Genomic DNA, 24,226 nt, shown 5'->3' with positions numbered 1-24,226 from the left:
AAAACAGCCTCGAAGACGGTCGCCAATTCTGCGAAAAGCAACGCCATGACAAACAAATTCCCTTTCGGCGTGACGAGCCCCCTCGATGACATGATGAAGCGCCAGCGCGAGCAGTCGGATCTGATTAAGCGGGCCTTGGGCCCGAGCTTTGCTATTCAAGAACTGACGCGCAAACTTCCGACAGGCCTTGCCGCGATCGAGGCAGCCGAACGCAGTGGCATCCTCAAGACCGCCGCTTTGATGCGGGGCACGCGCATCGGGGAGGTGATGGCGGCGAGCGAGGCTCTGCGACGGAGCAGGATTTCAGTGCTGAAACCCTATGCGACGCCCAACTGGATGATGGCGCTGCAAAAGACCGGCTTCGCCATCAATCGGGACCCTACCGGCCTTCTGGCAAAGCAGCATGCGCTGGTCGGCTCGACGGTCACCGACTTGGCGAAGCTGGGCGACTTGGTCGGCACAAATCGGTCGCTGATCGGTAAGCTGATGGCGGTCCCGAGCATCGGTGCTCAGTTCAGGGCGATGAGCGAGGCACTTAGTCCTCAGCTCGGCATCCTGAAGTTGGCGGCAGAGCGCGCGCGCATGATCGACATGATGACCCTGCGTGCGACCGCCGGGGCGGTGGCAACTAGCAGCGCGGTCGCGATGGCCGAGCAGGTGATCGAGGCGCAGCGGATTGTTGATGCGATCGGCCATACGGACGATCCGACGCAGGCGACCGATCTGGTAGTAGCATTCATCACTTTGATGAGCGCGGTGTTTTCGACGTTCGGTGAGAACACCGTGAAGGAACTGCGCAATCTAGGCGCGCTCGCGCTCCTTGGGGTCCTCTTGAATTTTCAGACAATTTACAAGGAGATCACGCCGCAGGATCTGACCCCGGCCGAACAACACGCCCATGGCGAGGTGGTCGGTCGCATGAACACGATAGAAGAGAAGCTCGATGAGATACTTGCGGCCGACGACGCTGCGAATCAGGCTTATGTCGAGATACACCCGCGCGGCGAACTGAAGCGCATTGTGCCGATCCGCCGGGACCCGCAAGGTAACTCACCAATCCTGATGCGCGGAGACGCCGGGATGGAGATCGCGGTAAAGCAAAGCCGCGGCAAATGGCGGCTGGTGATCTACCGTGACCCACTGACTGAACAGTTGTCAGAAGGCTGGATATTTGCACCGGCGATTGACATGTACGCTGTCCCGGAGAGCTAATTGACCTTCACATTCAGCCGCTCATCACGCACTTCAATGGGCTGGTAGAAAAACCATATACAAGCGCAACGAACCTGCGAACTGGCGATGAAATTCAGATCATGGGCTTGATGAAAAAACCTCTAGGCAGGACCTGCCCGTGTCCAACTTGACCGCCAATCAGCATCACGTCTGGCAATATCATCTCAAGGCGTGGGCCAACAAAAAGGATCAGGTCTGGTGCCTCCAGAAAGGCAAGGCTGCGCCTTTCATCAGCCACACCCGCAATGTTGGCAGCGAACGCTTCTTCTACGAGTTTCAGGAACTTTCTGAGCCTGACGAGCAATATCTCGAATACATCATCAACCAGTCTAAGGATGAGAGCCTCCGCAAGCTCAATCGCGGCTGGGTGGATTCCCTCCAAACGCCATTCACTCTTCGCAGGATGCTGGCGAACTTCCCGCTTTCTGATGAGAGCAAGGCCCAAGCCGAAAAGCTGCTAGATGAGACTGGAAAGACGCTTGGCGAGCAATATCACGGCGCAATGGAGGAACAAGGCAAGCCAATGCTCGATAGTCTTCGTGCAGGCGATTCGAGCTTTTATAGGAACGATGATCAGCAGCAGATGACCTTCATCCAGTTCATCAGTTATCAGTATTTTCGAACAGCGAAAATTCGGAATGGCTATCGAGCCATCCCGCTCGAACTCCCGCACAATCGCGATAGGACGTGGCCGATTGAAGCCTTCATCTACGCGACCAATCTGGGGACAAGCCTCTACGCCCAACGCCATGAATACGAAATTGTGATGATCGACAATCGGACTGACAAACCCTTCATCACTGGCGATCAGCCAGTCATCAATCTGCTCGGATTGAGCGACCCAGAGGTTGAACTTTTCTATCCACTGACCCCTCGACGAGCCATGATCCTCTCAGCCAGCAGAGAGCGTTATCCTTGCCGCCAAAAGGACGCGGGTTTGATTGAGGTAGAGAGCTACAATTTCCAGATGTATCAGAAGTCAGACACCCAGCTTTACGGCAACGAAAAAGACTACTTGGCCACCTTTGCTGGCCTACCGAAAGGTGACTTGAGCGGCTAAGCACGACAGGCGGCACTTGAGCATGATGGCAGGTTCCGGGAGAAGCAGCCATCCGCGCCTTTTCGGGTTAAACAGCACGTTGTGGTCGGTCATTGCCATTCCAGCCTCGAGGCCGGTAGCGTCAGTGGACGCGCTTCACAGCGAGCACTAACGTAAGCCGCCATGTTTCACCTCCACTGCACCAAGAAGCTGCTAGATCGGATCAAGCCCGACATCGCTGAGCCCGGACAGAGCGACACCGCCCTGGGCAATTGGTATGCCACGGTGATGTTCTGGAAGCCGCAAGTCGCTTTGCTGGTGTCTGAGCGCACGCTGCTTCCCGTGCTTATGCCGCTAGCCCCAGCGGCCACGCTAGCTCGAAGATTCCCCGCACAATTGGCGCTGGTTCTGAAGGAGCACGGCGTGCCAAGCGAATTCATCGCTAAGGAAGTTTGGCGGATGGACCAGGTCCGGTACGCGAAGACTGCGAACCGGAGCGTCGTGGGCATCATCAATGAGTTCGTTAAGCAAGCCGAATTCTGGCTGGCCGCCTATGCCTATGAAAAGGGCGATGATGATGACCTCCTGGCGATTTCCGCCAAGCTAGCGGAGACGCCATGTAGCCCACTGTACAAGGGCCCGATTTCGCCGGACAAAGCCCTTCATCAACTCGTGAAGGCTGGTGCGCAGACATGAGTCTGCTGCCGGCAACTGTGCTCGCGGATCCTACAGCACTCGGCCGGAAGCCCAACTCATGCAGTCAGACAGGATCGGGCGGCAAATCGACGATACGGAAAACAGCTCCCGATCCGGCATCTCGGACGAGGTCAACGCGCTCCCCATCCCAATGATAATCGAGGTGGCGCCCCTGCAAGGGGTTTGACGCGCAGTCCGGGTAGAAGAGTGCGACGCACTCCCCACCATGATGCCGGATGCTTGGGTAGACAATGCCGTCGGATTCCGCGCCCCTGAGATTGGCAGCTAGAGCTTGAGATGCCGCGTAGCTGTCAGGGTCCAGCATCAGGGCCGGTTCCGCAGCTGCGGATCTCAGATCATGTAGGTCTGCATCGACCGCCATGATGATTTCCCGGAACTGCGAGGTCCAGCCAGGCTCTTCTTTGGTTCGCGCCATGAAGCGGGCATGGTGGTGGATCGTCTCGAACAGTGCAGTTTCGAACCGATCACCGACGTAGAGCACGCCGTAGCTGCCATCGGTAAAGCGACTTGGCCGGTCAGTGCTGACGTGGGTGAATGGCGCCATGAGGTAGGATGCCCCGTTGCCGCCGACGCGCCGGTCGACTGGAACGAGGTCGAGATTGCCAATCGTCTCCATGACGCGGGGATTGGTCTTCTGCTCTGCCGAGATCAGCAGCGGCCAGTCGGCTGGATCAGCGATGTCCTCAAACAGGTCGATCGGCGGATAGGCGCTGCGGATGATCCTGACAGCGCCCGTCCACTCAACTCGAGAAACAGGGAGATCTTCCGTTCCGGTCACCAGCCACCGCGCTCGGCGTCGAGATAGCGACGCACCCGCATGATGTCGGTAAGTTCGCCCCCGAGCATGACTTCGAGCGCACTGGATCCGCCAAAGGCATCGTTGGCCGACCTTATCCAGGAATAGCCGCGGGTTGCCTCCGAGAAGATGATCCTAAGCGCCTTGTGGATGCCCATGAGGTTGGAGAGGCGCGCACGCCCATCACGCGAAACGCGCCCGGGGCCTTCGGCCTTCCAGCGCCGATAGGAGCGCACTGGCATGTCGAGCAGGGTTGCCGCCTGGTCGTCGGTCAGCTCCCATTTGCCGAACAGATTGAGGACTGCCCGGAACATGGCCGCTGCCTCGTCCTGGGTAATCGGATCAGGATGGAAAGCGGTGGCGGCAGTATCAACGGGTTGCAGAGCCAGCATGGCAAATCTCCATATGGCATCATATACGCTAATCAATGCCATTTGGCAATGGTCTACGTGGATGATGCCAATCTGGCAACCACGCTCGCCGCGCCCTCGATCGGCACGAACAGCCGCGTCTGGTAGCGGATGATTTCCGTAAAGCAGCCTTGGGCCTTGTACCAGTCAAGGCGGGCTACGCTCCATCCGGTCAGTTCAATTCGCTGTGAGCCATTGACCAGGCTGCGCTTCACCACAAGCTGCTCACGGCCGGCGAATTCCATGGCTCGGCCGGTCGCCAGGATGGTCTGAACGATGTCTTCGGCAGAAAGCGTTTGCTCGCGTTCCAGACCCAGCGCCCGGCACAGTTGCGGAACACAATGGAGAGGAACCTCCCGGCCAAGGAGCGACCGGCCATCCGCCGCTGAGATGCGGCTGACCCTTACGAAATCGGACGGGAGCTTGTCCCAGACTGGCAGCAGGAGCCCCGTCGCAAGATAGAGGCGCTCGCGCTTGTGGCTCGACCGCGCTTCATCGACCTCGGCGGTCCAGGCTTCGCGGATAGCCTCGACGGAGATCCCCTCCCAGCTGCTTTCGGCCAGCTGATCCTCGGTGATGTGGCTGCGCTTCAGTGGGCGCAGCAGCTCGAAGCGGGACACGCGAGTGCCGTCATCGGCAAGAATGCTGCGGGCGGGCACGAGCAAGGCAACCCGGCCTGAGCGGGCATTTCGAACAGGCAGTTGCCGCTGCCCAGCGAGGCCGTGAAGCTCTTCGAGCCGCTTCAGCGTGAGCGGCTTCAGGGCTCTGGCGATTTCCAGTTCCAGCAGATGGGTGTTCGCACCCGAGGCCGGATCCGTGCGCAGCAGCGTGTCCGACAGGAGCGTGAAATCCTCGACCGCGATGGTCTCAAGGCCGAGATCGAGCGTCCCGGCCTGGCGGGCGGCATCGATGCGCGCCTCGACTAGCCCCATGAACTCGTCAAAGATCGCATTCTGCAAGGCAATCGGCAACGCGAGGATGCGATTGAGCCAGCGCTGGATCGACGGAAGATCATCGACCATCGACCCGTCAGGAGCTGCGATCCTGAGGCCCGTCAGCTCCTGGAAGCGCCCGAGGCTGACCGCTTCGAGCTTGCCGGTGAACAACAGGCCGAACCAGCGATGGAGCGCTTCCTTGGCGTAGATGCTCTCGAGATTGTCAGCCGGATCGAACAGGTTTTGCCCGCCGGTCTGGCGCTGCCCGCGCGTGAGGGCTCCAAGGCTGTCGAGGCGGCGTGCGATCGTCGAGATGAACCGGCGTTCGCCGCGCACATCGGTCGTCACTGGCCTGAACAGTGGGGCCGACGCCTGGTTGGTGCGATTGGTGCGGCCGAGCCCCTGGATCGCGGCGTCAGCCCGCCAACCCGGTTCGAGCAGGAAGTGAACGCGGCGAGCCTGGTTCTTGGCGGCCAGGTCTGCATGGTAGCTGCGTCCGGTCCCTCCGGCATCCGAGAAGACCAGGATGCGTTTGGTCCCGTCCATAAAGGCCTGGGTTTCAGCGACGTTCGCGCGCGGCGAGCGTGATCGGAGTTTCTGACGACCGTCACGGCCGACGATGAGCCGGCGCGTCCGGCCAGTCACTTCCGCCACCTGGTCGACACCGAAGCGTTCGATGATAGCATCAAGCGCAGTGGCTATCGGCGGCAAGGCGCAGAGCTGCTCGATCATCCGGTCGCGCGCGGCGAGTGCTGATCGGCACAGTACCGGCGCGCCATGTTCGTCGCTCATCGGCTCGGAGCGAGGATTGCCGTTTTCGTCGGTGAACACCGCCATCAGGCGAACAGGAAAGCTCTTTGCGAGATAGTCGATCACATATTCCCGCGGGGACAGATCAACCTCCAGCGCTTCGCGTTCCTCATCAGAGAGGTCGGCAAGCCGACGATTGAGCATGGCCTCTGCGGTCGAGACGAGCTGGACGACAACGGCGTTCCCCTCGGCAATCGCTGCGTCGATGGCTGGCAACAGGCTCGGGAGCTTCATCGAAAGAAGCAGCTGCGCGAAGAAGCGCTGCTTGGTTCCCTCGAAGATCGACAGCGCTGCAGACTTGGCGCCCGAGTTGAGCGTCCCGCCGGTTTCGCTATCGACGATCCGCGTGGCTTCCAGCGCTTCTCGGAGGTTGGCGTGAATGATCGCCCAGGCCTCAGCATAGGCATCATAGACCGCAATCTGATCCTCGCTCAGGCGATGCTCGAGGATTTCGTATTCGACGCCGGCGAAGGACAATGCGCGCGCGGTGTAGAGGCCGAGCGACTTGAGGTCCCGCGCAACCAGTTCCATCGCTGCGATCCCGCCGTCACGAATGTCGGCTACGAACGCCTCGCGATTGGCGAAGGCTGTCTCCGGACCCCACAGGCCAAGGCGCGTGGCATAGGCCAGGTTGTTGACGTCTGACGCACCTGTTGCCGAGGCGTAGAGCACGCGTGCCCGCGGCAGGAGGTTCTGCAGGCGCACGCCCGCGATACCCTGCTCCGATCCCTTGACCTTGCCTCGCGATCCTTCGCCGCCAGCAGCATTGGCCATGGCGTGCGCCTCGTCGAACACGATCACGCCGTCGAAGTCATCACCCGCCCAGGCGAGGATCTGGTCGAGGCGGGTCGCATCGTTTCGGCCTGACCGCAGGGTTGGATAGGTCACGAAAAGAATTCCCTCGCGCATGGCGATGGAGGTGCCAAGCTTCCAGGAAGCCAGAGGCTGGATGTCGATCGGCAGGCCGCCAAGTGCAGCCCAGTCGCGCCGGGCATCTTCCAGCAGCGCTTCATTCTTTGAAATCCAGATATGGCGGCGTTCCCCGCGCACCCAGCGATCAAGAATGACGCTCGCAACCTGACGCCCCTTCCCGGCGCCTGTCCCGTCCCCGAGGAAATAACCCTGCCGGTAGGTCTGCCCTTCCGCTGATGCCTTGAGCGAACAGCCCTTGTCCTCTGGCTCGAACCGGCCGGGTAGATCGCGCGCATGGGCGCTTGCAGAATAGATCAGAGTCTCTGCTTGAGCAGCAGACAGTAGTCCCTTGGCAACCAGCCCGTCGGGCAGCTGCGGCACAGCTTCGGGCATCGGTGCGGCGATCGACCCCATAGCGACGGACTCAACGAGCGGCGTTGGATGCTCGGCCGCGCGATCGATCACGATCCTGCTCGGGCGATAGGGCAGATAGTGGCCGACCTGAGGGGCAAGCGGCGCAGGGGTTTCGAGCGACTGGTAGGTGAGCGACCCGATGGCGGAGGCTGGAGGCGTGATCCTGGCTGGTGTCGGCAGCGGCCTGCGCGGCACCGCCACCAGGCGAAACGGCGCACGAGCCGGAAGGCTCGAGTGCTCGGTAACAGCCTCCAAGCTGGCGCGAGCCGGCAAACCATCGACAAGATCGACCAGCTGGCGAAAGTCGTTTGCGCGGATAGCGACAGGTTCATTGGAGCCTTCCACCTTGTCGAAGACCAACAGCCGCGTGGTGATGGCGGTGCCCTGCCTGACGAACGCGCGTTCGACGACGGCATTGAGCCGCAGCGAGATCGGTCCCTTCAGCCCCGCCAGGAACTTCGCGCAGTCGAACCATTCAGGCATGATCGCGACAAGCCGCCCCCCGGACGCCAGACGGTTCCAGGCTGACCGCAGATGGCGCGAGCCAGTGCGACTATCGTGCCCTCGCTCAATGCCATGGGAATAGGGAGGGTTCATCAAGACGACGCTCGGGATGATGGCTTGATCGAGCAGTTCGTCGATCAGCTCAGCGTCATGGCCAGTCACTCGGGCCGCAGGGAACAAGGCGCTCAGGCAATCGCGGCGAAGCGGCGAGATTTCGTTGAGATCAAGGCGCGAGCCAACCTTGGCCGCCCAGACCGCGAGGTTTCCTGTTCCGGCCGAGGGTTCGAGCACAAGTTCGCCAGTGGCCAGCGCGCAGGCCCGAGCAGCAAGCCAGGCAAGGCGCGGCGGCGTCGCGAACTGCTGCCATTCGATCTGCTCGTCGCTGCGATTGGTCTGGGTCGGCAGTACGGATTCCAACGCCGTAAACATCCGGTCGGCGTCGGCTGCCGAAGCGGTAAGGTCGATCTGTGCGTTGGCCTGTAGGAATTCGGTCTGAGCCAATTCCAACGCGATATGCGCATCGCGCACCGACCAGCGCCCATCTGCGTCTGTGCCCCCGAAATGATCGGACAGAAGCATATGCAACTGCCGACGCGTGATCGGTTCGCCGGATGCTATGCTTGCGGCGATGGTGCGAGCAGCTAGAAGGACTAGCGGTTCAGATGGTGGGGGAAGCAAGAGAGCGGGAGCAGAGCTTGGCATTTGAAACCTCCTGACGAAGCCCAGTCCACTGGCCGGGCTTCATCAGGCAAAAAGCCTTCTCCCCTCTCTTCACGTTAGGACTTGGACCGCAGCCACGCTTGCAAGGCGTCGTTCCAGTCTTTCCCGTGACCGCGCGGGCGACGCGTGACGATCGTTCGGTGCTCACAGGCGTAGGCGCTGAGCGCGCGTTCCTCGGCAATGTCGCCGCCTGCATCATGGTCGACGAACAGATGCAATTCGCGCACGCTTTCCGGGATCGACACGAGGCCAAACCGCTCATTGCCGAGCGATGCCCAGCAAGGGATCTGGGTCAAGGCCTTGGCAGCGAGCGCGCTCTCGATACCTTCGGCAAGGCCGAGCCGCCCGTCGATAGGTTCGAAGAGGCGAACTGCGCCTGATGCCAAGCTCCCGAGTGCGCGCTTCGGGTTGGCGAAAGGGGGCACCGCGGGCCTCAGCGGGTTGAGAAACGTGCGGTGAATTCCGACCAGCCCATGATCCATCGTCACTGCCGCGATCAGAGCAGGCAAGTATTGCGTGTTCCCCTTCGGTCCGAGCGGGGTACGAGGGTGAAATCTGAGCGCGCGAGAGACGGCGCGGATGCCGCGGGCCTGGAGATAGGTCTTGGCGGGAGTACCGTCGATTGGCGTTGCTTCACGCCAAATTCGCTCTGCAAACGCATGGTATGCTGGCTTGCCGACATTGGCACCTGGTTCGACTTCGACCTTCCCAGCAAAGAAGCTCCCCGGCGAAACACCTCGAGCGGCGAGTGCAGTCAGGACCTGATCCTGGCTGCAGCCCGCGAAACAATGAAAGAGGATGGCGCGTCGTCCCAAAGTTACGCTGAGCGAGGGCGTTCGATCATCGTGGGCGGGACATCGCGCCATGCCCTTGGAGCCGGACCAATACCCTCCCAACTCCTCGCAAAGCTGCTTTGCTGCTGAAGCAAGGGACAAGCTGTTAGGACTGGATAACGCGTGGGACATGCGGGGCTCCTCAAGCTTAAAATACCGCCCCCTTGCGAGCGACCTCTCCTCCCAATCGCGCGCGTAATAGCACTTTCCTACACCTCTTTGTTCACCATACGTTCCGATTCGATTCGAGGCAATGCGACGAGATGGATGATGATCAGATTTGGAAGGATCGGGATGCTCCTGATGAGCATTCCAGCGGTGCAGGTTTCAGCCCAAGCAGACACGCCATCCTTCGCGATATTCGAACATCGACCTACCCCTGTAGAGCCTGAGGCTGTCGAGCCGGCCCTTACGGCACACGGTGAGATGAACTTGAGTCTGCGCAAGGCGGCGTTCGCGCCCTCGTTCCGCGAGGTGATCTATTTGGCGAATGTGCGGGAGGCAGAGCTTCGATATGGCCTACCCACTGGCTTGCTACAGGCGTTGATCTGGACTGAATCGCGCTTCAATCCGATGGCGATCAGCCCCGCTGGCGCGGCGGGGCTGGCGCAGCTGATGCCAGGCACGGCTCGCTACCTCGGCATCACGAACCGGCATGATCCTGTTGCGAGCATTGATGGCGGGGCACGCTACTTGCGCGAGATGCTGGATAAGTTTGGGCAGATACATCTCGCCCTCGCTGCCTATAATGCTGGACCTGGAGCGGTTTCGCGAGCTGGCGGCATTCCCAGAAACAGCGAGACGCCCGGCTATGTCCGCAGCGTGCTCGAACGATGGCAAGAAATTGGCTCGCGCATATGAAAGGCGTTCGTCTTTGGATAAATGAAGAAGCGATTGCTTGAGTAGGGAAGGCCAAGTTTGATGGCTCAAAAAGAAGGTCGAGGCACAAAGGATGACAATGTCGTTCGCTTCGATTTCAGGGACAAACTGAAGAAGCAGCACGACAAGCGTCGGCGCAAGGAGTGGGTGTTGGGTCTCGGCACGTTCTCGATCGTATTCGCTGGCGGGATGTTGGCATTGAATTGGCCCGTGTCCGGTCTGACCTCAATCGCCCCCGCAGAACTCGCGCCTAAGCTTTCGCTGATGGCCGGAAGCACCTCACCGCGCTTCGAGCTCTGCGGAATGACACGCCGCACCTGCGTGGTTGATGGAGATACCTTCTGGCTCGAAGGCCAGAAGATCAGGATCGCAGACATCGACACCCCCGAGATTAGCGAACCCAAGTGCGACGCTGAGTATCAGCTTGGTATGAAGGCGACTTACCGGCTTCGCGACCTGTTGAACGAAGGCCCTTTCGAAGTCCGGCCGATCGGGAATCGTGATGAAGACCGTTTTGGTCGCAAATTGCGTGTCGTTGTTCGGGGTGGCCAATCGCTTGGGGATCGGCTCGTCAGCGAGGGCCTTGCTCGTACTTGGACCGGGCGTCGGGAACCATGGTGCTGAAACGTGTTCAGAGATCTGAAGTTTCCCCATCTAGAGTCTTGGTGATTCGGCAGGATTCGATCCAGCTGAGTTTGAAAGCCAGGCGGCACACAAGCGCACCCAGCATTTTCTGGACTGTTTATCGCGATAGATGGCGCAGCCACATCTCCGGTCGCATTTGGGTGGCGCAAACAGACATGTCTCTCGACTACGGCTGTTCTCATTTGTGGAAAACCGCCAGGCGATCCACGTTTGTTCTAGGGGCAAGGCGCTCGTTGTGGCACCGTCAATCGAATGGGTGTAGCCGAAAACTTTAAGGCGTTCCGCGCCAACTATCTCATTCCCGCAGACACGGTTGGCAGTATTTCGCGCCGCTATAGGCGGATAACGAAGCAGCTAAACAAAGACTTCTGGAACACTGAGTCAGAAACGGCCCACAGCCTCTATGTAGGGTCTTATGGCCGTGATACGGCGGCCAATGGAGTTAGCGATCTCGATGTAGCCTTCACACTACCGAATGCGGTGTATCACAAATACAACGCATACATTGGAAATGGACAATCTGCACTTCTTCAGGAGGTTCGCACGTCAATTGGCCGGACCTACTCGACCAGCTATGTCGGGGGAGACGGGCAGGTTGTCGCGGTTAACTTCACGGACGGCATACGGTTTGAGTTTCTGCCTGTCTTCCTGAATAAGGACGGCAAGTCGTTCACTTTCGCTGACTCCAATGGCGGTGGCAGCTGGAAAACCTGCGATCCTAGAGCCGAGATGGACGCCTTCTCGGTTCGTAACTCTGTCACCTCGAACGGCAATCTAAAGGCTATCGGCAGGATGGCTCGCATCTGGCGGGACAGGCATAGCGTCCCAATGAGCGGGATGTTGATAGACACATTGGCGTATCAATTCATCGCTGACTGGCAATATCGCGATAAATCCTATCTCTATCACGACTACCTTGTACGCGATTTTCTGCTCTACCTGTCGAATATTGACACGTCTCAGCAGTATTGGCGCGCTCCTGGAAGCGGCTCGTATGTCTGGAAGAAAGGCAACTTTCAGACCAAAGCAAAGGCTTGCTATGATGTGGCCCTAAGCGCCATCACTCATGAAGCTGAGCAACGACCTGCAACGGCGCGCAATAAGTGGAGGGAAATCTTTGGCTCAACTTACCCCTGAGGCCGAGGCGAACACCACGCTTGAGGGCCAAATTCGCGAGTGTTTCGGCCGCGTCGTGTATGCACATAAGACACACGAGAAGGAGGGCGACCTCTGCGCTGGTACATTGCGGCGGCTCAAGATTGGGCAAATTGTGCTAGCGGCGATCACTACCTCTGGTGCTTTAGCCATCCTGTTCACGGACGATTTCACTCTAAAGGCGATCACAGCGCTGGTTTCGCTGACCAGCCTCATCGTCACGGGTTATATGAAGGGTTTTGACCCAGGAGCGACTGCCCAAAAGCATCGTGACACCGCTGCCGATTTGTGGGCAATACGCGAAGCCTACCTGTCACTTCTGACCGATCTCGCCAGCGGATCAATCAGTGATGCAGAGGCCCGCCAGAAGCGCGATGACCTTCAGAACGCTCTGGCGACCATCTACAAGTCTGCGCCAGGGACCACCCCGAAGGCGTATGGCAAGGCGCAAAAAGCCTTGCAAACGCTGGAGGACTATACTTTCAATCCAGGCGAGATCGATAAATTCCTGCCACCCAGCTTGAAGCGCGATGGTACAGGTTCGGATTAAACATCAACTGCAGCGAGCCGCGGCTTGGCGGCTGACCTGCGTTGTGCGAAGGGCGAATGGTTGCTTTGTCCCAATTTTAGCCCATGACAATATCATCGGGTTTAGGCTCACGCCCCCTTCGCGAACGCGCCCTTGATAACCTTACCGCCCTCCCGGATCGTATCGAGGTAGTCGCTCCACCACTGCGCCATGCGGACGCGTTCATCCCAGTGCTTGCCGCGGTGATAAACGCCGCGAACAGCATTGCTGTCACCATGAGCCAACCCTCTTTCGATCGCGTCCGGATTCCAGAGGCCGCTCTCGTTCAGCATGGTTGAGGCGGTTGCCCGCAGACCGTGAGCGGTTACCTCGTCCTTTGTGAAGCCCATCCGGCGGAAGGCCGCATTCAAAGTGTTCTCACTCATCGGGCGAACAGAAGCACGGGCGGAGGGGAACACATAGCCCTCGGTACCAACCATCTCGGCAAGCTCCTTAAGATACCCGACCACCTGCGTGGACAACGGCACGGCATGAGGACGGCGCGCTTTCATCTTGCCCTCTGGGATGCGCCAGACACCTTCTTCCAGGTCGATCTCTTTCCAATCGGCATGCCGCAGCTCGCCAGGGCGTACAAAGACATGGGGTGCGATGAGCAGGGCGTACCGGGTTATGAAGTTGCCAGTGTAGTCCTGGATTGCGCGCAGCAGCGCGCCAAGATCCTTCGGCTCAAGGATCGCTGCATAGTGCTTTGCCTTGGGCGTGATCAGCGCCCCGCGGAGCATGGTCGTAGGGTCGCCTTTGCATCGGGTCGTGGCAACCCCATAGCGAAACACGCGGCTCGCAAAGGATCGGGTCTTTTTAGCGGTCTCGTGCTTGCCCTTCGCTTCGAGGCGCTTGAGGGGAGCCAGCACCTCAAACGGCTCAATCTCGTCGATCGGGCGGCTGCCAATGGCAGCCGTCAGCTGGTCGAGGAAGAAGTTGGCCTTGATGATGGTCGCATCCGCCCGACCGTTCTGCACCATCATCTCATCAATGTACTCGCGTGCCACCGCCTCGAAGGTCTGGGCGGAGAGGAATTCCGAACGGATCTTCTGCTTGCGCTTCTCCATCGCCGGGTCACCGCCCGCCGCGACTTTGACCCGCGCCTCATAGGCCGCTTGGCGTGCGTCCTTGATATTGATTTCGGGATAGGAGCCGATCGAGAGCTTCTTTTCAACGGTGCCGATTCGATAGCGGAATCGCCAGAGTTTTCCGCCCGATGGGGACACCTCGATGTACAATCCGCGGTCGTCGGCGACCTTGTACGGTTTGTCCTTTGGCTTGAGTGCGCGAAGCCGGGTTTCGGTCAGAGGCATGTGCGGGCCTTTTCCCAATGTGGTTTTTGCAAAGGCCCGCAAAAGGCCCGCAAAAATGTGCGGAACCCCCGAGAAAAGGCGGGACGATCCGGCACGATCCAAGGGCCAATTCCCTTGGATTTCTGCGGGTTTAATACACTTTTTGGGATGTTCCGAGAAGAACAAATGGTGCCCAGAAGAGGACTCGAACCTCCACGCCGTTTCCAGCGCCGCCACCTGAAGACGGTGCGTCTACCAATTCCGCCATCTGGGCACGGAGGCGAGGGGCTGAAGCGCCGTCTCGCCGGGTAGGAGCGCGCCACTAGGACAGGCGCGGCGGGGTGTCAACGGGGCAAATTCCGTCAATCGCGACTCTTTTTGCAACCGCGCTGCAGAACGGGAGTTTCCTCATTGAAACTGCTCCTGCTGCTGTGCCAAAGGCGTCGCGTGAAACGGCCCGGATTGGCGGGCAAAAGTGATTCAGGACACGCTCGATATGGCAAACGGCAGAACGCGCGATCTCGAAGGCATGCTGGTAGCGCTGGTGGGCGGCAGCGGCTTCTTCGGCACGCATCTGGCGCAGGAACTGCTTTCGCGCGGTGCCCGCCTGCGCGTGTGCAGCCGCCATCCCGAGCGCAGCTTCAAGCTTCGTCCGCTGGGTTCGCTCGGCCAGATCCAGTTCGTGGCGACCGACGTGACCAAGCCGCGCACCGTTGCGGCGGCGCTGACCGGCGTCGACGCCGTGGTGAACCTTGTCGGTGCTTTTGCCGGAGACCTTGATTCGCTGCAGGGACAGGGCGTCGGCCGCGTTGCCGAGGCCGCCGGGACGGCTGGCGCCAAGGCGTTCGTGCATGTTTCCGCACTCGGCGCCGATGCCGGTTCGGACGTGCCTTATGCCCGCACCAAGGCCGAAGGTGAGCAGGCCGCGCTGGCCGCTTTCCCGACCGCGACGATCGTCCGCCCTTCGATCCTGTTCGGCGAAGACGACAACTTCCTCAACATGTTCGGTGGCCTGATGGCCAAGCTGCCGGTGCTGCCGGTGTTCGGCCCCACTGCCAGGTTGCAGCCGGTGTTCGTCGACGATGCTGCCGAAGCCATCGGCAATGCCCTGGCCAACCCAGGCGCGCACGGCGGCAAGACTTACGAGCTGGCCGGCCCCGAAGTCATCACCATGGGCGAACTCAACCGCCGCATCGCCAATGCTGCGGATCGTACGCCGGTGCTGGTCGAACTGCCGGATGCAGTGTCGGGAGCCTTCGCTTCGCTGACGGGATGGCTGCCGGGTGCGCCGATGAGCACCGACCAGTGGAAGCTGCTCAAGGCCGGCAACGTGGCGTCGGGAACGCTGCCCGGCATCGAGGCATTGGGCGTGACGCCGCGTCCGCTCGGCCTGTTCCTGGCCCGCTGGATGACGCGCTACCGCAAGTTCGGCCGCTTCGGCGTCCGCGCCAAGTCCGCCTGATCAGGTCTCGTCGGCAAAGGCTGGCAGGAACGCAGGCCCGGCCGACACCAGCCGCACCGGGCAATCCAGATCGGCCAGCATCTGCGCCGTCGATGTCCGGTTGGTGACCATTGCCCAGTTCCGAGTAACATCCCAGAGGCCGCAGGACACTTCCTCGACAGCCGTCAGAAGGGCGAGCGGTGCAACCTCGCACACCGCCAACCCTTCCCCGGCAAATGCTGTCTCGGCAAAGCCCAACGCCGATGCCAGCCGCGCCTTGAGCGGAACGTCCTCCATCATGGCCTGACGATGGGCGGCAAGCACCACGCGAGCTGCGCTGTCGGACGGTTCACCGTCGCGCTCCAGCACGGGCAGATCATCGTGCCAGGCTTCGGGCGGGCACTTCCGGCGCGCGGGCTCCACCGCTTCAAAGGGACGGCTTTCGAGCGGATAGATGCGGCAGATGCGAGGACGGGCTTCATAGTTGCCGCAGCGCATGTCCGGCAGCAGGTGCGGACAGGCCCCCTCGTGCCGCGCAACCAGCCTGAGATTGATCCGGAATGGAACATCCCCGATGCGAACCGCGAAGCTGGTAGCCTTTCGCCACGCCATCACCGCATCGTCGGCGGGGCCATCGTCAGGCCAGGGCCAGGCTTCGGTCAGCAGGTCAACCTGATGACCTCTGCCAGCCCAGGCGCACGCTTCGGCGACCGACAGCGTCAACCTGAGGTCATGGCAGCAGCGCCCGCATTGCGTGCATTTGAAGTGCAGATCCATGCCGTCGTTAAAGCCGGGCCCGCTCCACCCGCAAAGCGCAGAACCCGCAGGAATGGAGCATTCCAAATAAGCCAAAAGCCCCGGCCACAACGGACCGGGGCTTCGACGGCGGTGGCAGGCGATGGAGGGATTGAGGGCGCCTGCACCGCTTGAGATCGCTTGTCAGATCAGAAGCGAACTCCGACCGTGACGTTCCACGTGCGCGGATCGCCGTAGTAGACGGTCTGGATGTTGCCGACCGAGCTGAATTCCTGACCGTCGGTCTTGTAAAGCGTGTTGCCCACGTTCTTGACCGCGCCGCGCAGGTAGAACTTGTCGAAGTCGACCTGGGCATAAAGGTTGCCGATCAGGTAGCCGTCTTCGGTCAGGCCCGGGCGGTTGTCGACCGAGAGGTACTGCTTGTCAACGAAGCGGACGTCACCGCCCAGCGTCAGCGAGGCATCGCCCAGCGAGACGCGGTATTCACCGCCAGCACGCAGGGTGAGCGGCGGCGCGAAGGCCGGCCGGCAAGTGATCTGCGCCCCCGTCGGGTTGCAGCTGAACGCAGCGCCACCGGCAGGCGGCAAGCGGCGCGGATCATCGAAGCGCTTGTAGTCGGCATCGAGGTAGCCGACCGAGGCGAACAGGGTCAGAGGCGTTACCGGCCGGACCGAGATGTCGAACTCGAAGCCCTGGATGCGCAACTTGCCAGCGTTGAGCACCGGGAAGCTGCCGCCAAGGCCGACATTGGTGCCGTTGCCGACACGGGCCTGGAAGTTGTTGTAGTCCGTGTAGAACGCCGCTGCCGAGATATTGACGCGGCCATCGAGGAAAGTGCCCTTGGCCCCCGCCTCATAGGACCAGACCGTTTCGGGTTCGAAGTTCGGCACCACCGTCGTCACGCCGTTGCGCGTAACCGAGATGTCCCCGTTCGAGTTGACGCGACCGTTGAAGCCACCCGCCTTGAAGCCGCGGCTGGCCGAGGCATAGAGCAGTGTGTCCGGGGTCGGCTTGTAGGACAGGCTGACCATCGGCGTCCACGCGTCATAACTCACGTCGTCGTCGCCAGTGAAGGGCGCGGGCAGGTTGTCGGGGAAGCAGTAACGGATGTTGTTGAGCAGCCCGAGCGTCGATGCAGTGACCGTGCAGCGGTTGTAGGTCTTCTTCTCGTGCGTATAGCGCAGGCCGGCAGTCATCGAGAGCTGCTCGGTGAAGTCGTAGGTCAGCTGGCCGAAGGCGGCATAGCTCTTGGTAACCTGCTTGTCGTCGATCGTGCGGAGGAACGTGATCGGCGCGCCGTTGAAGGCAAACAGGCCGTCGGCGTAGGCTTCCTGGTGCGAGCTCACGTTCTCGTTGAGGTAGTAGAGCCCGAACACGCCCTTGAGCTTGTCGGAATCGTACTTGAGCTGCAGTTCCTGGCTGAACTGGTTCTGGCGAACACCCACGAACACGTCGCCCAGTTCGAACTGCGTGGCGTCAATGTCGATGAAGAAATCGGTCTTCAGCTTGCGATAGGCGGTGATCGAGGTCAGCTGGAAGCTGTCGCTGAGATCCACGTTGATCGTGCCCGAAACGCCCCAGTGGTCCAGCTTCTGGCCCTGATCCGGGGCAAGGCTGGTCGATGCCTTGTAGTCATAGGGGCCATAGGGATTTGCAGGAGCAAGCACGACGCCGCCCCGGACAAAGTCGGTCTGGATCAACGGTGCGGTCAGATAACCAAGCGTGGCCGCGTTGCGCTGGCGGGTGTAATCGCCCGAGATCAGCACTTCGACCGTATCGGTCGGCTTGGCCCGCAGGATGGCGCGGCCGGACAGGTTGTTCCGGTCATTGTACTTCCGGCCGGTGCGCGGGTCGGTGACGATACCGTCGCGGTCGTCATAGACCCCGGCGAGCGACAGCGCGAGCTTGTCGGTGACCAGCGGGGCCGAGACATAGCCCTTCGCCGTCACTTCATCGAAACGACCATAGGTGAACGCAGCCTCGCCCTTCACGGTATCGAGATCGGGCTTCTTCGACACGACGTTGACCGCGCCGCCGATGGTGTTCTTGCCATAGAGCGTGCCTTGCGGCCCGCGCAGCACTTCGACCCGCTCGACATCGAACAGGTTGAGCAGCGCGCCCTGAATGCGGCTGAGGTAGACGCCATCGACATAGACGCCGACTGCGGGGTCGAACGTCTGCAGTGCATCGGGCTGGCCGATACCGCGAATGTAGAAGTTGGCGCTGCTGGCCGAGCCGCGGCCCTGCACGATGTTCACGTTCGGGATCGCGCCCTGAATGCCCGAAAGGTCCTTGGCGCCGGCGCGCTCAAGCGCATCCGTGTTCAGCGCCGAGATTGCGATCGGGACGTCGAGCAGACGCTCCTCGCGGCGGCGGGCAATCACGGTGATCTCGTTGCCGGTAGCGATCTCCGAGGCATCTTCAGCAGCAGGCGTTTCCTGCGCGAAGGCGGGCATTGCGGGCACGGCGAACAGTGCAACTGTGGCGGCCAAGGCGGCGCGCGTGGAAATTCGGGTCATCAGACAGGCTCCCTCTCGCGGACTGCTCCGTCCGCTCGCCAGCCTTGATATTGAAAGTTGAACCACCTTTCAACTTCTCGTTGTGAGATTGCCGGTTTGTCGCTACGGATCGTGGCGAAACGGCAACACGCGCTGTGGGGTGGGCGGTTGCGGGGAGAAGCGCAAATGGCGCAGACAAGCGCTGCAAGTCCGGGAAAGGTGCCACGCACCGCGCGAGGGCGCGAAACCTTGCGCAAGCTGCTTGATGCGGCAGCAGCCGAGTTTGGCGAGCGCGGCTTTCACGAAGCCTCGATCAGCGGCATCACGCGGCGCGCGGGAACGGCACTGGGCAGCTTCTATACCTATTTCGATTCGAAGGACGCGATCTTCACCGCCCTTGTGCGCGACATGTCGGCCCGGGTGGCAACGACCGCCGCCGCCGCTGTCAGCGAAGGCGCCACCGGCTTGCAGCGTGAACGCGAAGCCCTCGTCGGGTTCCTGCACTTTGCGCGCGAGCACAAGGAAATCTACCGGATCATCGACGAGGCCGAGTTCGCCGACCCGCAAAGCTACCGCGCCCACTACGAAGGCACGGCAACGCGCATCGCCGCGCGCCTTGCCGAGGGCGCGGCGTCCGGCACGCTGCGCCATGGGGAGCAGGACGTGCGAGCGTGGGCCATCATGGGCATGAACGTCTTCCTCGGCCTGCGCTTCGGCGTCTGGGACGACAGCCGTCCGGTGGAAGAGATCGCGGAAGTGGCCGCAGACCTGCTGGGCGAAGGGCTCAACGCACGGTCGCGGTAAGGAATGGTGAGCCCTGCTGGGTTCGAACCAGCGACCTACTGATTAAAAGTCAGTTGCTCTACCGACTGAGCTAAGGGCCCGCCATGGCTGCGCAAGTGAAGCGCGAGGCGTGGCGCGTCACCTAGGGGGCGGGGACGAGCGGGTCAAGCCTTTGGCGAGGCGACGGTGCAACTGCTGCACCGTCAGTCCGGTGATCGGATCGCGCCAGTCACCGGCTATGCGCGCCGCCGGGCCGAGCACGAAGTCCCGCTTGCGGAATTCTGGATGCGGGATGATCAGGTTCTCGTCCGCCCAGCACCCGCCGGACCACATGACAATGTCGAGATCGAGCGTGCGCGACCGCCAGCGCTGGCCTTGGCGGCGGCGTCCGAACAGGGTTTCCACCGCCTGCAACTCGTCCAGCAAGGCGCGGGGTTCAAGGTCTGTCGAGACCAGCGCGGCGGCGTTGCAGTAGACGCGCTGCGACGGCCCGATTGGCCGGCTGCGGATCGTCGGGGACACCGCATCGATCCTGCAGTTGCGCCGCCCGACTTCATCCAGTGCCGCCCACAGGATTGCCGATGGGTTGCCATGGCGGGGGTGGCGCTGGTTCGAGCCGAGCGCGACGATGTAGCGATGCAGCTTCAGATGTCTTCTGCCAGCCGCCCGTAAAGCTGCGGGCGGCGATCGCGGAAGAAGCCCATGCCGGCGCGGTGCGTTGCGGCGCGCTTCAGGTCGATAGTCGCGTGAAGCACGCCGGTTTCGCCTGCGCCGAACTCGGCGAGGTAATCGCCCCATTCATCAGAGATGAAGCTGTGGCCGTAGAAGCGCTGGCCATCTTCCATACCGATGCGATTGGCTGCGATCACCGGCATGCAGTTCGACACGGAATGACCGATCATCGCGCGGCGCCACATGCGGCTGGTGTCGAGATCGGCGTCATAGGGTTCGCTGCCGATGGCAGTGGGGTAGAACAGCAGCTCTGCCCCCATCAGCGCCATGGCGCGGGCGCATTCGGGATACCACTGGTCCCAGCACACCCCCACGCCGATGCGTGTGCCGAACACGTCCCAAACCTTGAAGCCGGTGTTGCCGGGCCGGAAATAGTACTTTTCTTCGTAGCCGGGGCCGTCCGGGATGTGGCTCTTGCGATACCTGCCCATGACTTCGCCGTCAGGGCCGATCATCGCCAGCGTATTGTAATAGTGATGCCCGTCCCGCTCGAAGAAGCTGGTGGGAATGGCAATGCCGTGGGCTTTGGCGAGCTTCTTCATCTCGCGCACCGACGGGTCCGCATCGAGCGGATAGGCCATCGAGAACAGGGCCTCGTCCTCGACCTTGCAGAAGTAGGGCCCGGCGAAGAGTTCTGGCGGCAGCACGATCTGCGCGCCGCCACGCGCGGCCTCTTCAACCAGCGCGGCAGTGGCGGCGATGTTCTCGGCCTCGCCCCCGGGAAGGGCGAGTTGCAGGGCGGCGACGGAGATTTCGGTCATGGGAGGGACCTAAGGCCCCTGCCCTCGCAATTCAACCGTCGCCGGGCTCCAATTCAGGGGCGCTTGCGGAACAGCAGCGTCATGCGGTCGCTCTCGCCGATGGCCTGCAGCTTCGCCTTGGTCGCATCGTCGGGCTTGCCGGCAAGCTGTGGCGGCAGGGTCCATACGCCATCGGGCCAGTTTGCCGGGTCCTTGGGATTGGCGTTGGCCTCGCTCTTGCCGACATAAGTGAAGCCGTTCACTTCCATGAACTTGATCACGTCGGCCTCGCGCAGGTAGCCCTTGGAACCGTCGGTGAACGAATAGGGCGCGTCTGGCGTGGCGCGGTGCTGTTCGATGCCGATCATGCCATCGGGCTTGAGAAGTTCGCGCATCTGCTTGATCTCGTGCGCAGCAAGGTTCCAGCGCAGCAGGTTGTGCATCATGCGCATGACAAGGATGCGATCGAACGTGCCCTTCTCACCGTCAGGCAGCACGTCGAGCGTGAACGCGGAGAAGCGCTCCGCCGGCTGGCCCGACCATTCGGCCACTTCCGCCGGATACTTGGCGGCGCCTTCGCGAATGCCCGCCTTCATCTTGTCGCCAAAGGCGCTGGCAGTGGGGTCAAAGTAGAGGCCGACCAGCTTACCCTTGGGCCCGAGGTAGAGCCCGAGCAGGCGGGAGTACCAGCCACCGCCCGGAGCATATTCCCCCACCTTCATCGTCGGCGAGACCTGGAAGAAGCTCAGCGTCTCGGCAGGCTTGCGATAGACGTCGCGCGCACGGTCCTTCTCGCGCAACGGATCGGCAACGGCGGCGGCCAGCGCAGGATCGACCTTTGCAGCAACGGTCTGCGCAGTCTCGGCCATTACCGGAGTGGCGAGGCTGCTTCCCGCAACGAGTGCGAGCAGGGCAAGGCTGATTCGACGCATGTGGGGATACTCCTTCGGGCCGATGACAAGCGGGGGTGGCATGCTTATCTCTCACGCAATTCAGGAGAATATAGCGCATGAGCGAACAAGCAACGGCCATCCTCGCAGGTGGATGCTTCTGGTGCACCGAGGCAGTCTTCCGCGACGTGATCGGTGTGACGAATGTCGAGAGCGGCTACATCGGCGGTACGGTCGACAACCCGACCTACAAGCAGGTCTGTTCGGGGACTACCGGGCATGCGGAAGCTATCCGCGTGACGTTCAGTCCCGAAACGATCAGCCTCGACCAGATCCTCGACATTTTCCTCGCCACGCACGATCCAACGCAACTGAACCGCCAGGGCAACGACGTGGGCACGCAGTACCGTTCGGCGATGTTCCCGGCGGACGAGGAGCAGAAGGCAGCGATGGAAGCGGCCATCGCCCGCGCCCAGCCCGATTGGCCAAAGCCCATCGTCACCACGATCGAACCGATGGCGACGTGGTATCCTGCCGAGGACTATCACCAAGAGTACTGGGAAGGCGAAGGCCAGCGCAATCCCTACTGCCTTGCCGTTATACCGCCCAAGCTGATGAAGCTGCGCAAAAGCTTCGCCAACAAGGTGAAGGCCTAGGCTGCCAAGGCCGCCAGCGTAATCCGCCGGTAGATTCGCTGGAGGACTGCAAGGTCTTCCAGCGCAACGGCCTCGTCCTTCTTGTGCATCGTCGCGTTGCACAGGCCGAATTCCACGACCGGGCATACGGCGCGCAGGAAGCGCGCGTCCGAGGTGCCTCCGCTGGTCGAAAGTTCGGGATCGAGGCCGGTCTCGGCCTGCACCGCCTCGGCAATCAGCGTGGAATAGTCGCCGGGCAAGGTGATGAAGCTCTCGCCCGAAATCACCGCACGCACCTCGCCCTTGTGGCGGCGTGCCACTTCCTCGACCATGGCGACCAGCCCCGCCCCGGTATGGCGGTCGTTGAAGCGGATCGAGATGCGCGCGCGCGCCTCGGCGGGGATGACGTTGGTGGCCTTGTTGCCCACCTCAAGGTCGGTGATCTCGAGATTCGTTGGCTGGAACCACTCGGTGCCCTCGTCGAGCACCAGCGCGTCGAGATCGGCGAGCAGCGCGACCAGGCGCGGGATCGGATTGTCGGCGAGGTGCGGATAGGCGACGTGGCCCTGCGCGCCCTTGCAGGTGATCCACATATTGACCGAACCGCGACGGCCGATCTTCACCATGTCACCCAGGCGGTTGACCGAGGTCGGCTCGCCCACCAGGCACAGGTCGGGCTCGGCCTTCATCTCGCGGATCAGCTCGATCAGGGGCACGGTGCCGAAGCGCGCCGGGCCTTCCTCGTCGCCGGTGATGATGAAGCTGAGCGTTCCCTCCTCGACCGGCACTTCGGCGGCAGCAGCAACCATCGAGGCGATCGAACCTTTCATGTCCACCGCACCGCGCCCGTAGAGCAATTCGCCGCGGCGTTCTGCCTTGAACGGGCCGGACGTCCAGCCCTCGCCCGGTGGAACAACGTCGAGATGCCCGGCAAAGGCGAAGTGGCGCGAGCCTTCGGGGCCGCGCCGGATCGCGAACATGTTCTCGACCGGGCCGTCGGGCGCTTCACCGGCAACGAAGCGATGGATTGCGAAGCCCAGCGGTTCGAGCATAGCCTGCAGGCAATCGAACACCGCGCCGGTCGCGGGGGTAACACTCTCGCAGTCGATCAGACGTTCGGCGAGGATCACGGGATCGAGCGACATCAGCGTGCGGGCTCCTCAAACTGCTCGATGGTCCAGCCCTCGTTCTCTGCGGCTTCGATCCACTGCTGCATCCAGTCGTGCGTCCAGACCGCTTCCATGTAGGTCATGGCAAAGCCCGGCACGGGCACGCCATAGGTCATGAAGCGCGAGACGACGGGGGCATAGATGATGTCGGCCGCGCAGAACGTGCCGAACAGGAACGGCCCGCCCTTCCCAAAGCGGGCGCGGGCCTCGGCCCAGAGCGAGAGAATGCGAACGATGTCGGCGCGGACTTCGGCGCTGATCTCCACGCCTTCGAAGCGCTTGCGGATGTTCATCGGCAGACTGCGGCGCAGCGGCAGATAGCTGGAGTGCATTTCGGCGACCATCGAGCGCGCCATGGCGCGCGCGGTCTCGTCCTTGGGCCAGAAGCGATCGCGCCCGACCTTGTCGGCAAGGTAATCGATGATCGCGAGGCTGTCCCAAACCACGGGTGCGTCCTCGCCATCGCCGTCCCATAGGATCGGCACTTTGCCCGAAGATGGTGCAAGTTCGTCGGTCCGGCGCGCTTCGTCCCAGTCCTCGCCGTAGAGCGGGACGGTGATTTCCTCGAAGTGCAGGCCGGATTGCTTGGCGGCCAGCCAGCCCCGCAGCGACCAGCTGGAGTAGTTCTTGTTGCCGATGATCAGCTTCATCGTGTTCGCCCTGTTACGCCTGCGAGCCGCGTAGCCGTTCAGGTTCGCTGTGTCGACCGTGAACGGG

The 24,226-nt window shown here is 61.7% G+C and carries 22 protein-coding genes and 2 tRNA genes; 10 read left to right on the top strand and 14 right to left on the bottom strand.

Translation table 11 applies throughout. The features are described from left to right. Window positions 1-45: 45 nt before the first annotated feature. From ACZ1JY_RS12860 to ACZ1JY_RS12850, 3 genes are all read left to right on the top strand, one after another. Complete coding sequence (locus ACZ1JY_RS12860; protein WP_465129526.1) at window positions 46-1,212, top strand: SH3 domain-containing protein; 1,167 nt, start codon at window positions 46-48, stop codon at window positions 1,210-1,212. A 139-nt stretch (window positions 1,213-1,351) separates the two neighbouring features. Next, window positions 1,352-2,293, top strand: coding sequence for a DUF4238 domain-containing protein (locus tag ACZ1JY_RS12855; RefSeq protein WP_465129525.1), 942 nt, complete (start codon window positions 1,352-1,354; stop codon window positions 2,291-2,293). A gap of 162 nt (window positions 2,294-2,455) precedes the next feature. Further along, entirely contained in the window at window positions 2,456-2,968 is a 513-nt protein-coding gene (locus ACZ1JY_RS12850) for a DUF6933 domain-containing protein (protein WP_465129524.1), read from the top strand. Window positions 2,969-3,032: 64 nt separating this feature from the next. Here ACZ1JY_RS12850 and ACZ1JY_RS12845 read toward each other — a convergent pair whose 3' ends face one another. The 4 genes from ACZ1JY_RS12845 to ACZ1JY_RS12830 form a co-directional block, all read right to left on the bottom strand. Beyond that, window positions 3,033-3,767, bottom strand: a complete 735-nt coding sequence (locus ACZ1JY_RS12845) for an RES family NAD+ phosphorylase (protein WP_465129523.1) — start codon at window positions 3,765-3,767, stop codon at window positions 3,033-3,035. Continuing rightward, entirely contained in the window at window positions 3,764-4,177 is a 414-nt protein-coding gene (locus tag ACZ1JY_RS12840) for an MbcA/ParS/Xre antitoxin family protein (protein WP_465129522.1), read from the bottom strand. Before ACZ1JY_RS12840 ends, ACZ1JY_RS12845 begins: the two co-directional genes overlap by 4 nt. 53 nt (window positions 4,178-4,230) lie before the next feature. Next, window positions 4,231-8,472 (bottom strand): strawberry notch-like NTP hydrolase domain-containing protein, encoded by a 4,242-nt coding sequence (locus ACZ1JY_RS12835; RefSeq protein WP_465129521.1) that lies wholly within the window; start codon window positions 8,470-8,472, stop codon window positions 4,231-4,233. 74 nt (window positions 8,473-8,546) lie between these two features. Further along, window positions 8,547-9,356: a DUF7146 domain-containing protein gene (locus ACZ1JY_RS12830; protein WP_465129520.1), complete on the bottom strand. Its 810-nt coding sequence runs from the start codon at window positions 9,354-9,356 to the stop codon at window positions 8,547-8,549. A 270-nt stretch (window positions 9,357-9,626) separates the two neighbouring features. On the opposite strand from ACZ1JY_RS12830, the gene ACZ1JY_RS12825 reads away from it, so the two are divergent. The 4 genes from ACZ1JY_RS12825 (at window position 9,627) to ACZ1JY_RS12810 (ending at window position 12,552) form a co-directional block, all read left to right on the top strand. Beyond that, on the top strand, window positions 9,627-10,184 hold the full coding sequence (locus tag ACZ1JY_RS12825; protein ID WP_465129519.1) for a lytic transglycosylase domain-containing protein: 558 nt from the start codon (window positions 9,627-9,629) through the stop codon (window positions 10,182-10,184). 60 nt (window positions 10,185-10,244) lie between these two features. Next, window positions 10,245-10,826: a thermonuclease family protein gene (locus ACZ1JY_RS12820; RefSeq protein WP_465129518.1), complete on the top strand. Its 582-nt coding sequence runs from the start codon at window positions 10,245-10,247 to the stop codon at window positions 10,824-10,826. 273 nt (window positions 10,827-11,099) lie between these two features. Then, window positions 11,100-11,984 (top strand): SMODS domain-containing nucleotidyltransferase, encoded by an 885-nt coding sequence (locus ACZ1JY_RS12815; protein ID WP_465129517.1) that lies wholly within the window; start codon window positions 11,100-11,102, stop codon window positions 11,982-11,984. Continuing rightward, window positions 11,965-12,552 (top strand): SLATT domain-containing protein, encoded by a 588-nt coding sequence (locus tag ACZ1JY_RS12810; protein ID WP_465129516.1) that lies wholly within the window; start codon window positions 11,965-11,967, stop codon window positions 12,550-12,552. The genes ACZ1JY_RS12815 and ACZ1JY_RS12810 overlap by 20 nt, the downstream gene beginning before the upstream one ends. Before the next feature lie 107 nt (window positions 12,553-12,659). On the opposite strand, the gene ACZ1JY_RS12805 is transcribed toward ACZ1JY_RS12810, so the two are convergent. Continuing rightward, the gene (locus tag ACZ1JY_RS12805; protein ID WP_465129515.1) at window positions 12,660-13,886 is read right to left on the bottom strand and encodes a tyrosine-type recombinase/integrase; all 1,227 of its coding nucleotides are present in this window, start codon (window positions 13,884-13,886) and stop codon (window positions 12,660-12,662) included. A 166-nt stretch (window positions 13,887-14,052) separates the two neighbouring features. Further along, window positions 14,053-14,139, bottom strand: a tRNA-Leu gene (locus ACZ1JY_RS12800). 222 nt (window positions 14,140-14,361) lie between these two features. Here ACZ1JY_RS12800 and ACZ1JY_RS12795 point away from each other — a divergent pair. Continuing rightward, window positions 14,362-15,327, top strand: a complete 966-nt coding sequence (locus ACZ1JY_RS12795; protein ID WP_168903011.1) for a complex I NDUFA9 subunit family protein — start codon at window positions 14,362-14,364, stop codon at window positions 15,325-15,327. Here the strand turns inward: ACZ1JY_RS12795 and ACZ1JY_RS12790 are convergent, their stop codons facing one another. Both ACZ1JY_RS12790 and ACZ1JY_RS12785 read right to left on the bottom strand, forming a co-directional pair. Continuing rightward, on the bottom strand, window positions 15,328-16,083 hold the full coding sequence (locus ACZ1JY_RS12790; protein ID WP_465129514.1) for a YkgJ family cysteine cluster protein: 756 nt from the start codon (window positions 16,081-16,083) through the stop codon (window positions 15,328-15,330). 167 nt (window positions 16,084-16,250) lie between these two features. Next, window positions 16,251-18,581 (bottom strand): TonB-dependent receptor, encoded by a 2,331-nt coding sequence (locus ACZ1JY_RS12785; RefSeq protein WP_465129513.1) that lies wholly within the window; start codon window positions 18,579-18,581, stop codon window positions 16,251-16,253. Between the two features lie 165 nt (window positions 18,582-18,746). Between ACZ1JY_RS12785 and ACZ1JY_RS12780 the strand changes: the two genes are divergently transcribed. Further along, window positions 18,747-19,364, top strand: coding sequence for a TetR/AcrR family transcriptional regulator (locus ACZ1JY_RS12780; protein ID WP_168903014.1), 618 nt, complete (start codon window positions 18,747-18,749; stop codon window positions 19,362-19,364). Window positions 19,365-19,368: 4 nt separating this feature from the next. Here the strand turns inward: ACZ1JY_RS12780 and ACZ1JY_RS12775 are convergent. The 4 genes from ACZ1JY_RS12775 to ACZ1JY_RS12760 all read right to left on the bottom strand — a co-directional run bounded on the left by ACZ1JY_RS12775 (window position 19,369) and on the right by ACZ1JY_RS12760 (window position 21,747). Further along, window positions 19,369-19,444, bottom strand: a tRNA-Lys gene (locus ACZ1JY_RS12775). 37 nt (window positions 19,445-19,481) lie between these two features. Next, window positions 19,482-19,916 (bottom strand): 2-amino-4-hydroxy-6-hydroxymethyldihydropteridine diphosphokinase, encoded by a 435-nt coding sequence (folK, locus tag ACZ1JY_RS12770; protein WP_465130914.1) that lies wholly within the window; start codon window positions 19,914-19,916, stop codon window positions 19,482-19,484. Window positions 19,917-19,987: 71 nt separating this feature from the next. Then, on the bottom strand, window positions 19,988-20,836 hold the full coding sequence (aguB, locus tag ACZ1JY_RS12765; protein ID WP_465129512.1) for an N-carbamoylputrescine amidase: 849 nt from the start codon (window positions 20,834-20,836) through the stop codon (window positions 19,988-19,990). 53 nt (window positions 20,837-20,889) lie between these two features. Next, window positions 20,890-21,747 carry a class I SAM-dependent methyltransferase gene (locus ACZ1JY_RS12760; protein ID WP_465129511.1) on the bottom strand — a complete coding sequence of 286 codons (858 nt, stop codon included), beginning with the start codon at window positions 21,745-21,747 and terminating at the stop codon, window positions 20,890-20,892. Window positions 21,748-21,824: 77 nt separating this feature from the next. Here ACZ1JY_RS12760 and msrA point away from each other — a divergent pair, with 77 nt between their 5' ends. Then, window positions 21,825-22,361 carry a peptide-methionine (S)-S-oxide reductase MsrA gene (gene msrA, locus ACZ1JY_RS12755; RefSeq protein WP_118072449.1) on the top strand — a complete coding sequence of 179 codons (537 nt, stop codon included), beginning with the start codon at window positions 21,825-21,827 and terminating at the stop codon, window positions 22,359-22,361. Here msrA and dapE read toward each other — a convergent pair. Both dapE and ACZ1JY_RS12745 read right to left on the bottom strand, forming a co-directional pair. Further along, window positions 22,358-23,485, bottom strand: a complete 1,128-nt coding sequence (gene dapE, locus ACZ1JY_RS12750) for a succinyl-diaminopimelate desuccinylase (protein WP_465129510.1) — start codon at window positions 23,483-23,485, stop codon at window positions 22,358-22,360. The two genes, msrA and dapE, sit on opposite strands and share 4 nt — an antisense overlap. Then, window positions 23,485-24,159 carry a glutathione S-transferase family protein gene (locus tag ACZ1JY_RS12745; protein WP_465130913.1) on the bottom strand — a complete coding sequence of 225 codons (675 nt, stop codon included), beginning with the start codon at window positions 24,157-24,159 and terminating at the stop codon, window positions 23,485-23,487. The genes dapE and ACZ1JY_RS12745 overlap by 1 nt, the downstream gene beginning before the upstream one ends. Window positions 24,160-24,226: the final 67 nt, after the last annotated feature.

It is taken from the genome of Novosphingobium sp. BL-A-41-Hi4B-X5A, assembly GCF_055521705.1.
This window is presented reverse-complemented; position numbering and strand designations above follow the sequence as displayed.

Excerpts from the sequence above, each read along its gene's own strand:
- ACZ1JY_RS12860 (WP_465129526.1), top strand. The coding sequence starts at position 46 with ATGACAAACAAATTCCCTTTCGGCGTGACGAGCCCCCTCGATGACATG.
- ACZ1JY_RS12850 (WP_465129524.1), top strand. The coding sequence starts at position 2,456 with ATGTTTCACCTCCACTGCACCAAGAAGCTGCTAGATCGGATCAAGCCC.
- ACZ1JY_RS12840 (WP_465129522.1), bottom strand. The coding sequence starts at position 4,177 with ATGCTGGCTCTGCAACCCGTTGATACTGCCGCCACCGCTTTCCATCCT.
- ACZ1JY_RS12835 (WP_465129521.1), bottom strand. The coding sequence starts at position 8,472 with ATGCCAAGCTCTGCTCCCGCTCTCTTGCTTCCCCCACCATCTGAACCG.
- ACZ1JY_RS12830 (WP_465129520.1), bottom strand. The coding sequence starts at position 9,356 with ATGGCGCGATGTCCCGCCCACGATGATCGAACGCCCTCGCTCAGCGTA.
- ACZ1JY_RS12825 (WP_465129519.1), top strand. The coding sequence starts at position 9,627 with ATGAGCATTCCAGCGGTGCAGGTTTCAGCCCAAGCAGACACGCCATCC.
- ACZ1JY_RS12820 (WP_465129518.1), top strand. The coding sequence starts at position 10,245 with ATGGCTCAAAAAGAAGGTCGAGGCACAAAGGATGACAATGTCGTTCGC.
- ACZ1JY_RS12815 (WP_465129517.1), top strand. The coding sequence starts at position 11,100 with ATGGGTGTAGCCGAAAACTTTAAGGCGTTCCGCGCCAACTATCTCATT.
- ACZ1JY_RS12805 (WP_465129515.1), bottom strand. The coding sequence starts at position 13,886 with ATGCCTCTGACCGAAACCCGGCTTCGCGCACTCAAGCCAAAGGACAAA.
- ACZ1JY_RS12795 (WP_168903011.1), top strand. The coding sequence starts at position 14,362 with ATGGCAAACGGCAGAACGCGCGATCTCGAAGGCATGCTGGTAGCGCTG.
- ACZ1JY_RS12790 (WP_465129514.1), bottom strand. The coding sequence starts at position 16,083 with ATGGATCTGCACTTCAAATGCACGCAATGCGGGCGCTGCTGCCATGAC.
- ACZ1JY_RS12785 (WP_465129513.1), bottom strand. The coding sequence starts at position 18,581 with ATGACCCGAATTTCCACGCGCGCCGCCTTGGCCGCCACAGTTGCACTG.
- ACZ1JY_RS12780 (WP_168903014.1), top strand. The coding sequence starts at position 18,747 with ATGGCGCAGACAAGCGCTGCAAGTCCGGGAAAGGTGCCACGCACCGCG.
- aguB (WP_465129512.1), bottom strand. The coding sequence starts at position 20,836 with ATGACCGAAATCTCCGTCGCCGCCCTGCAACTCGCCCTTCCCGGGGGC.
- ACZ1JY_RS12760 (WP_465129511.1), bottom strand. The coding sequence starts at position 21,747 with ATGCGTCGAATCAGCCTTGCCCTGCTCGCACTCGTTGCGGGAAGCAGC.
- msrA (WP_118072449.1), top strand. The coding sequence starts at position 21,825 with ATGAGCGAACAAGCAACGGCCATCCTCGCAGGTGGATGCTTCTGGTGC.
- dapE (WP_465129510.1), bottom strand. The coding sequence starts at position 23,485 with ATGTCGCTCGATCCCGTGATCCTCGCCGAACGTCTGATCGACTGCGAG.
- ACZ1JY_RS12745 (WP_465130913.1), bottom strand. The coding sequence starts at position 24,159 with ATGAAGCTGATCATCGGCAACAAGAACTACTCCAGCTGGTCGCTGCGG.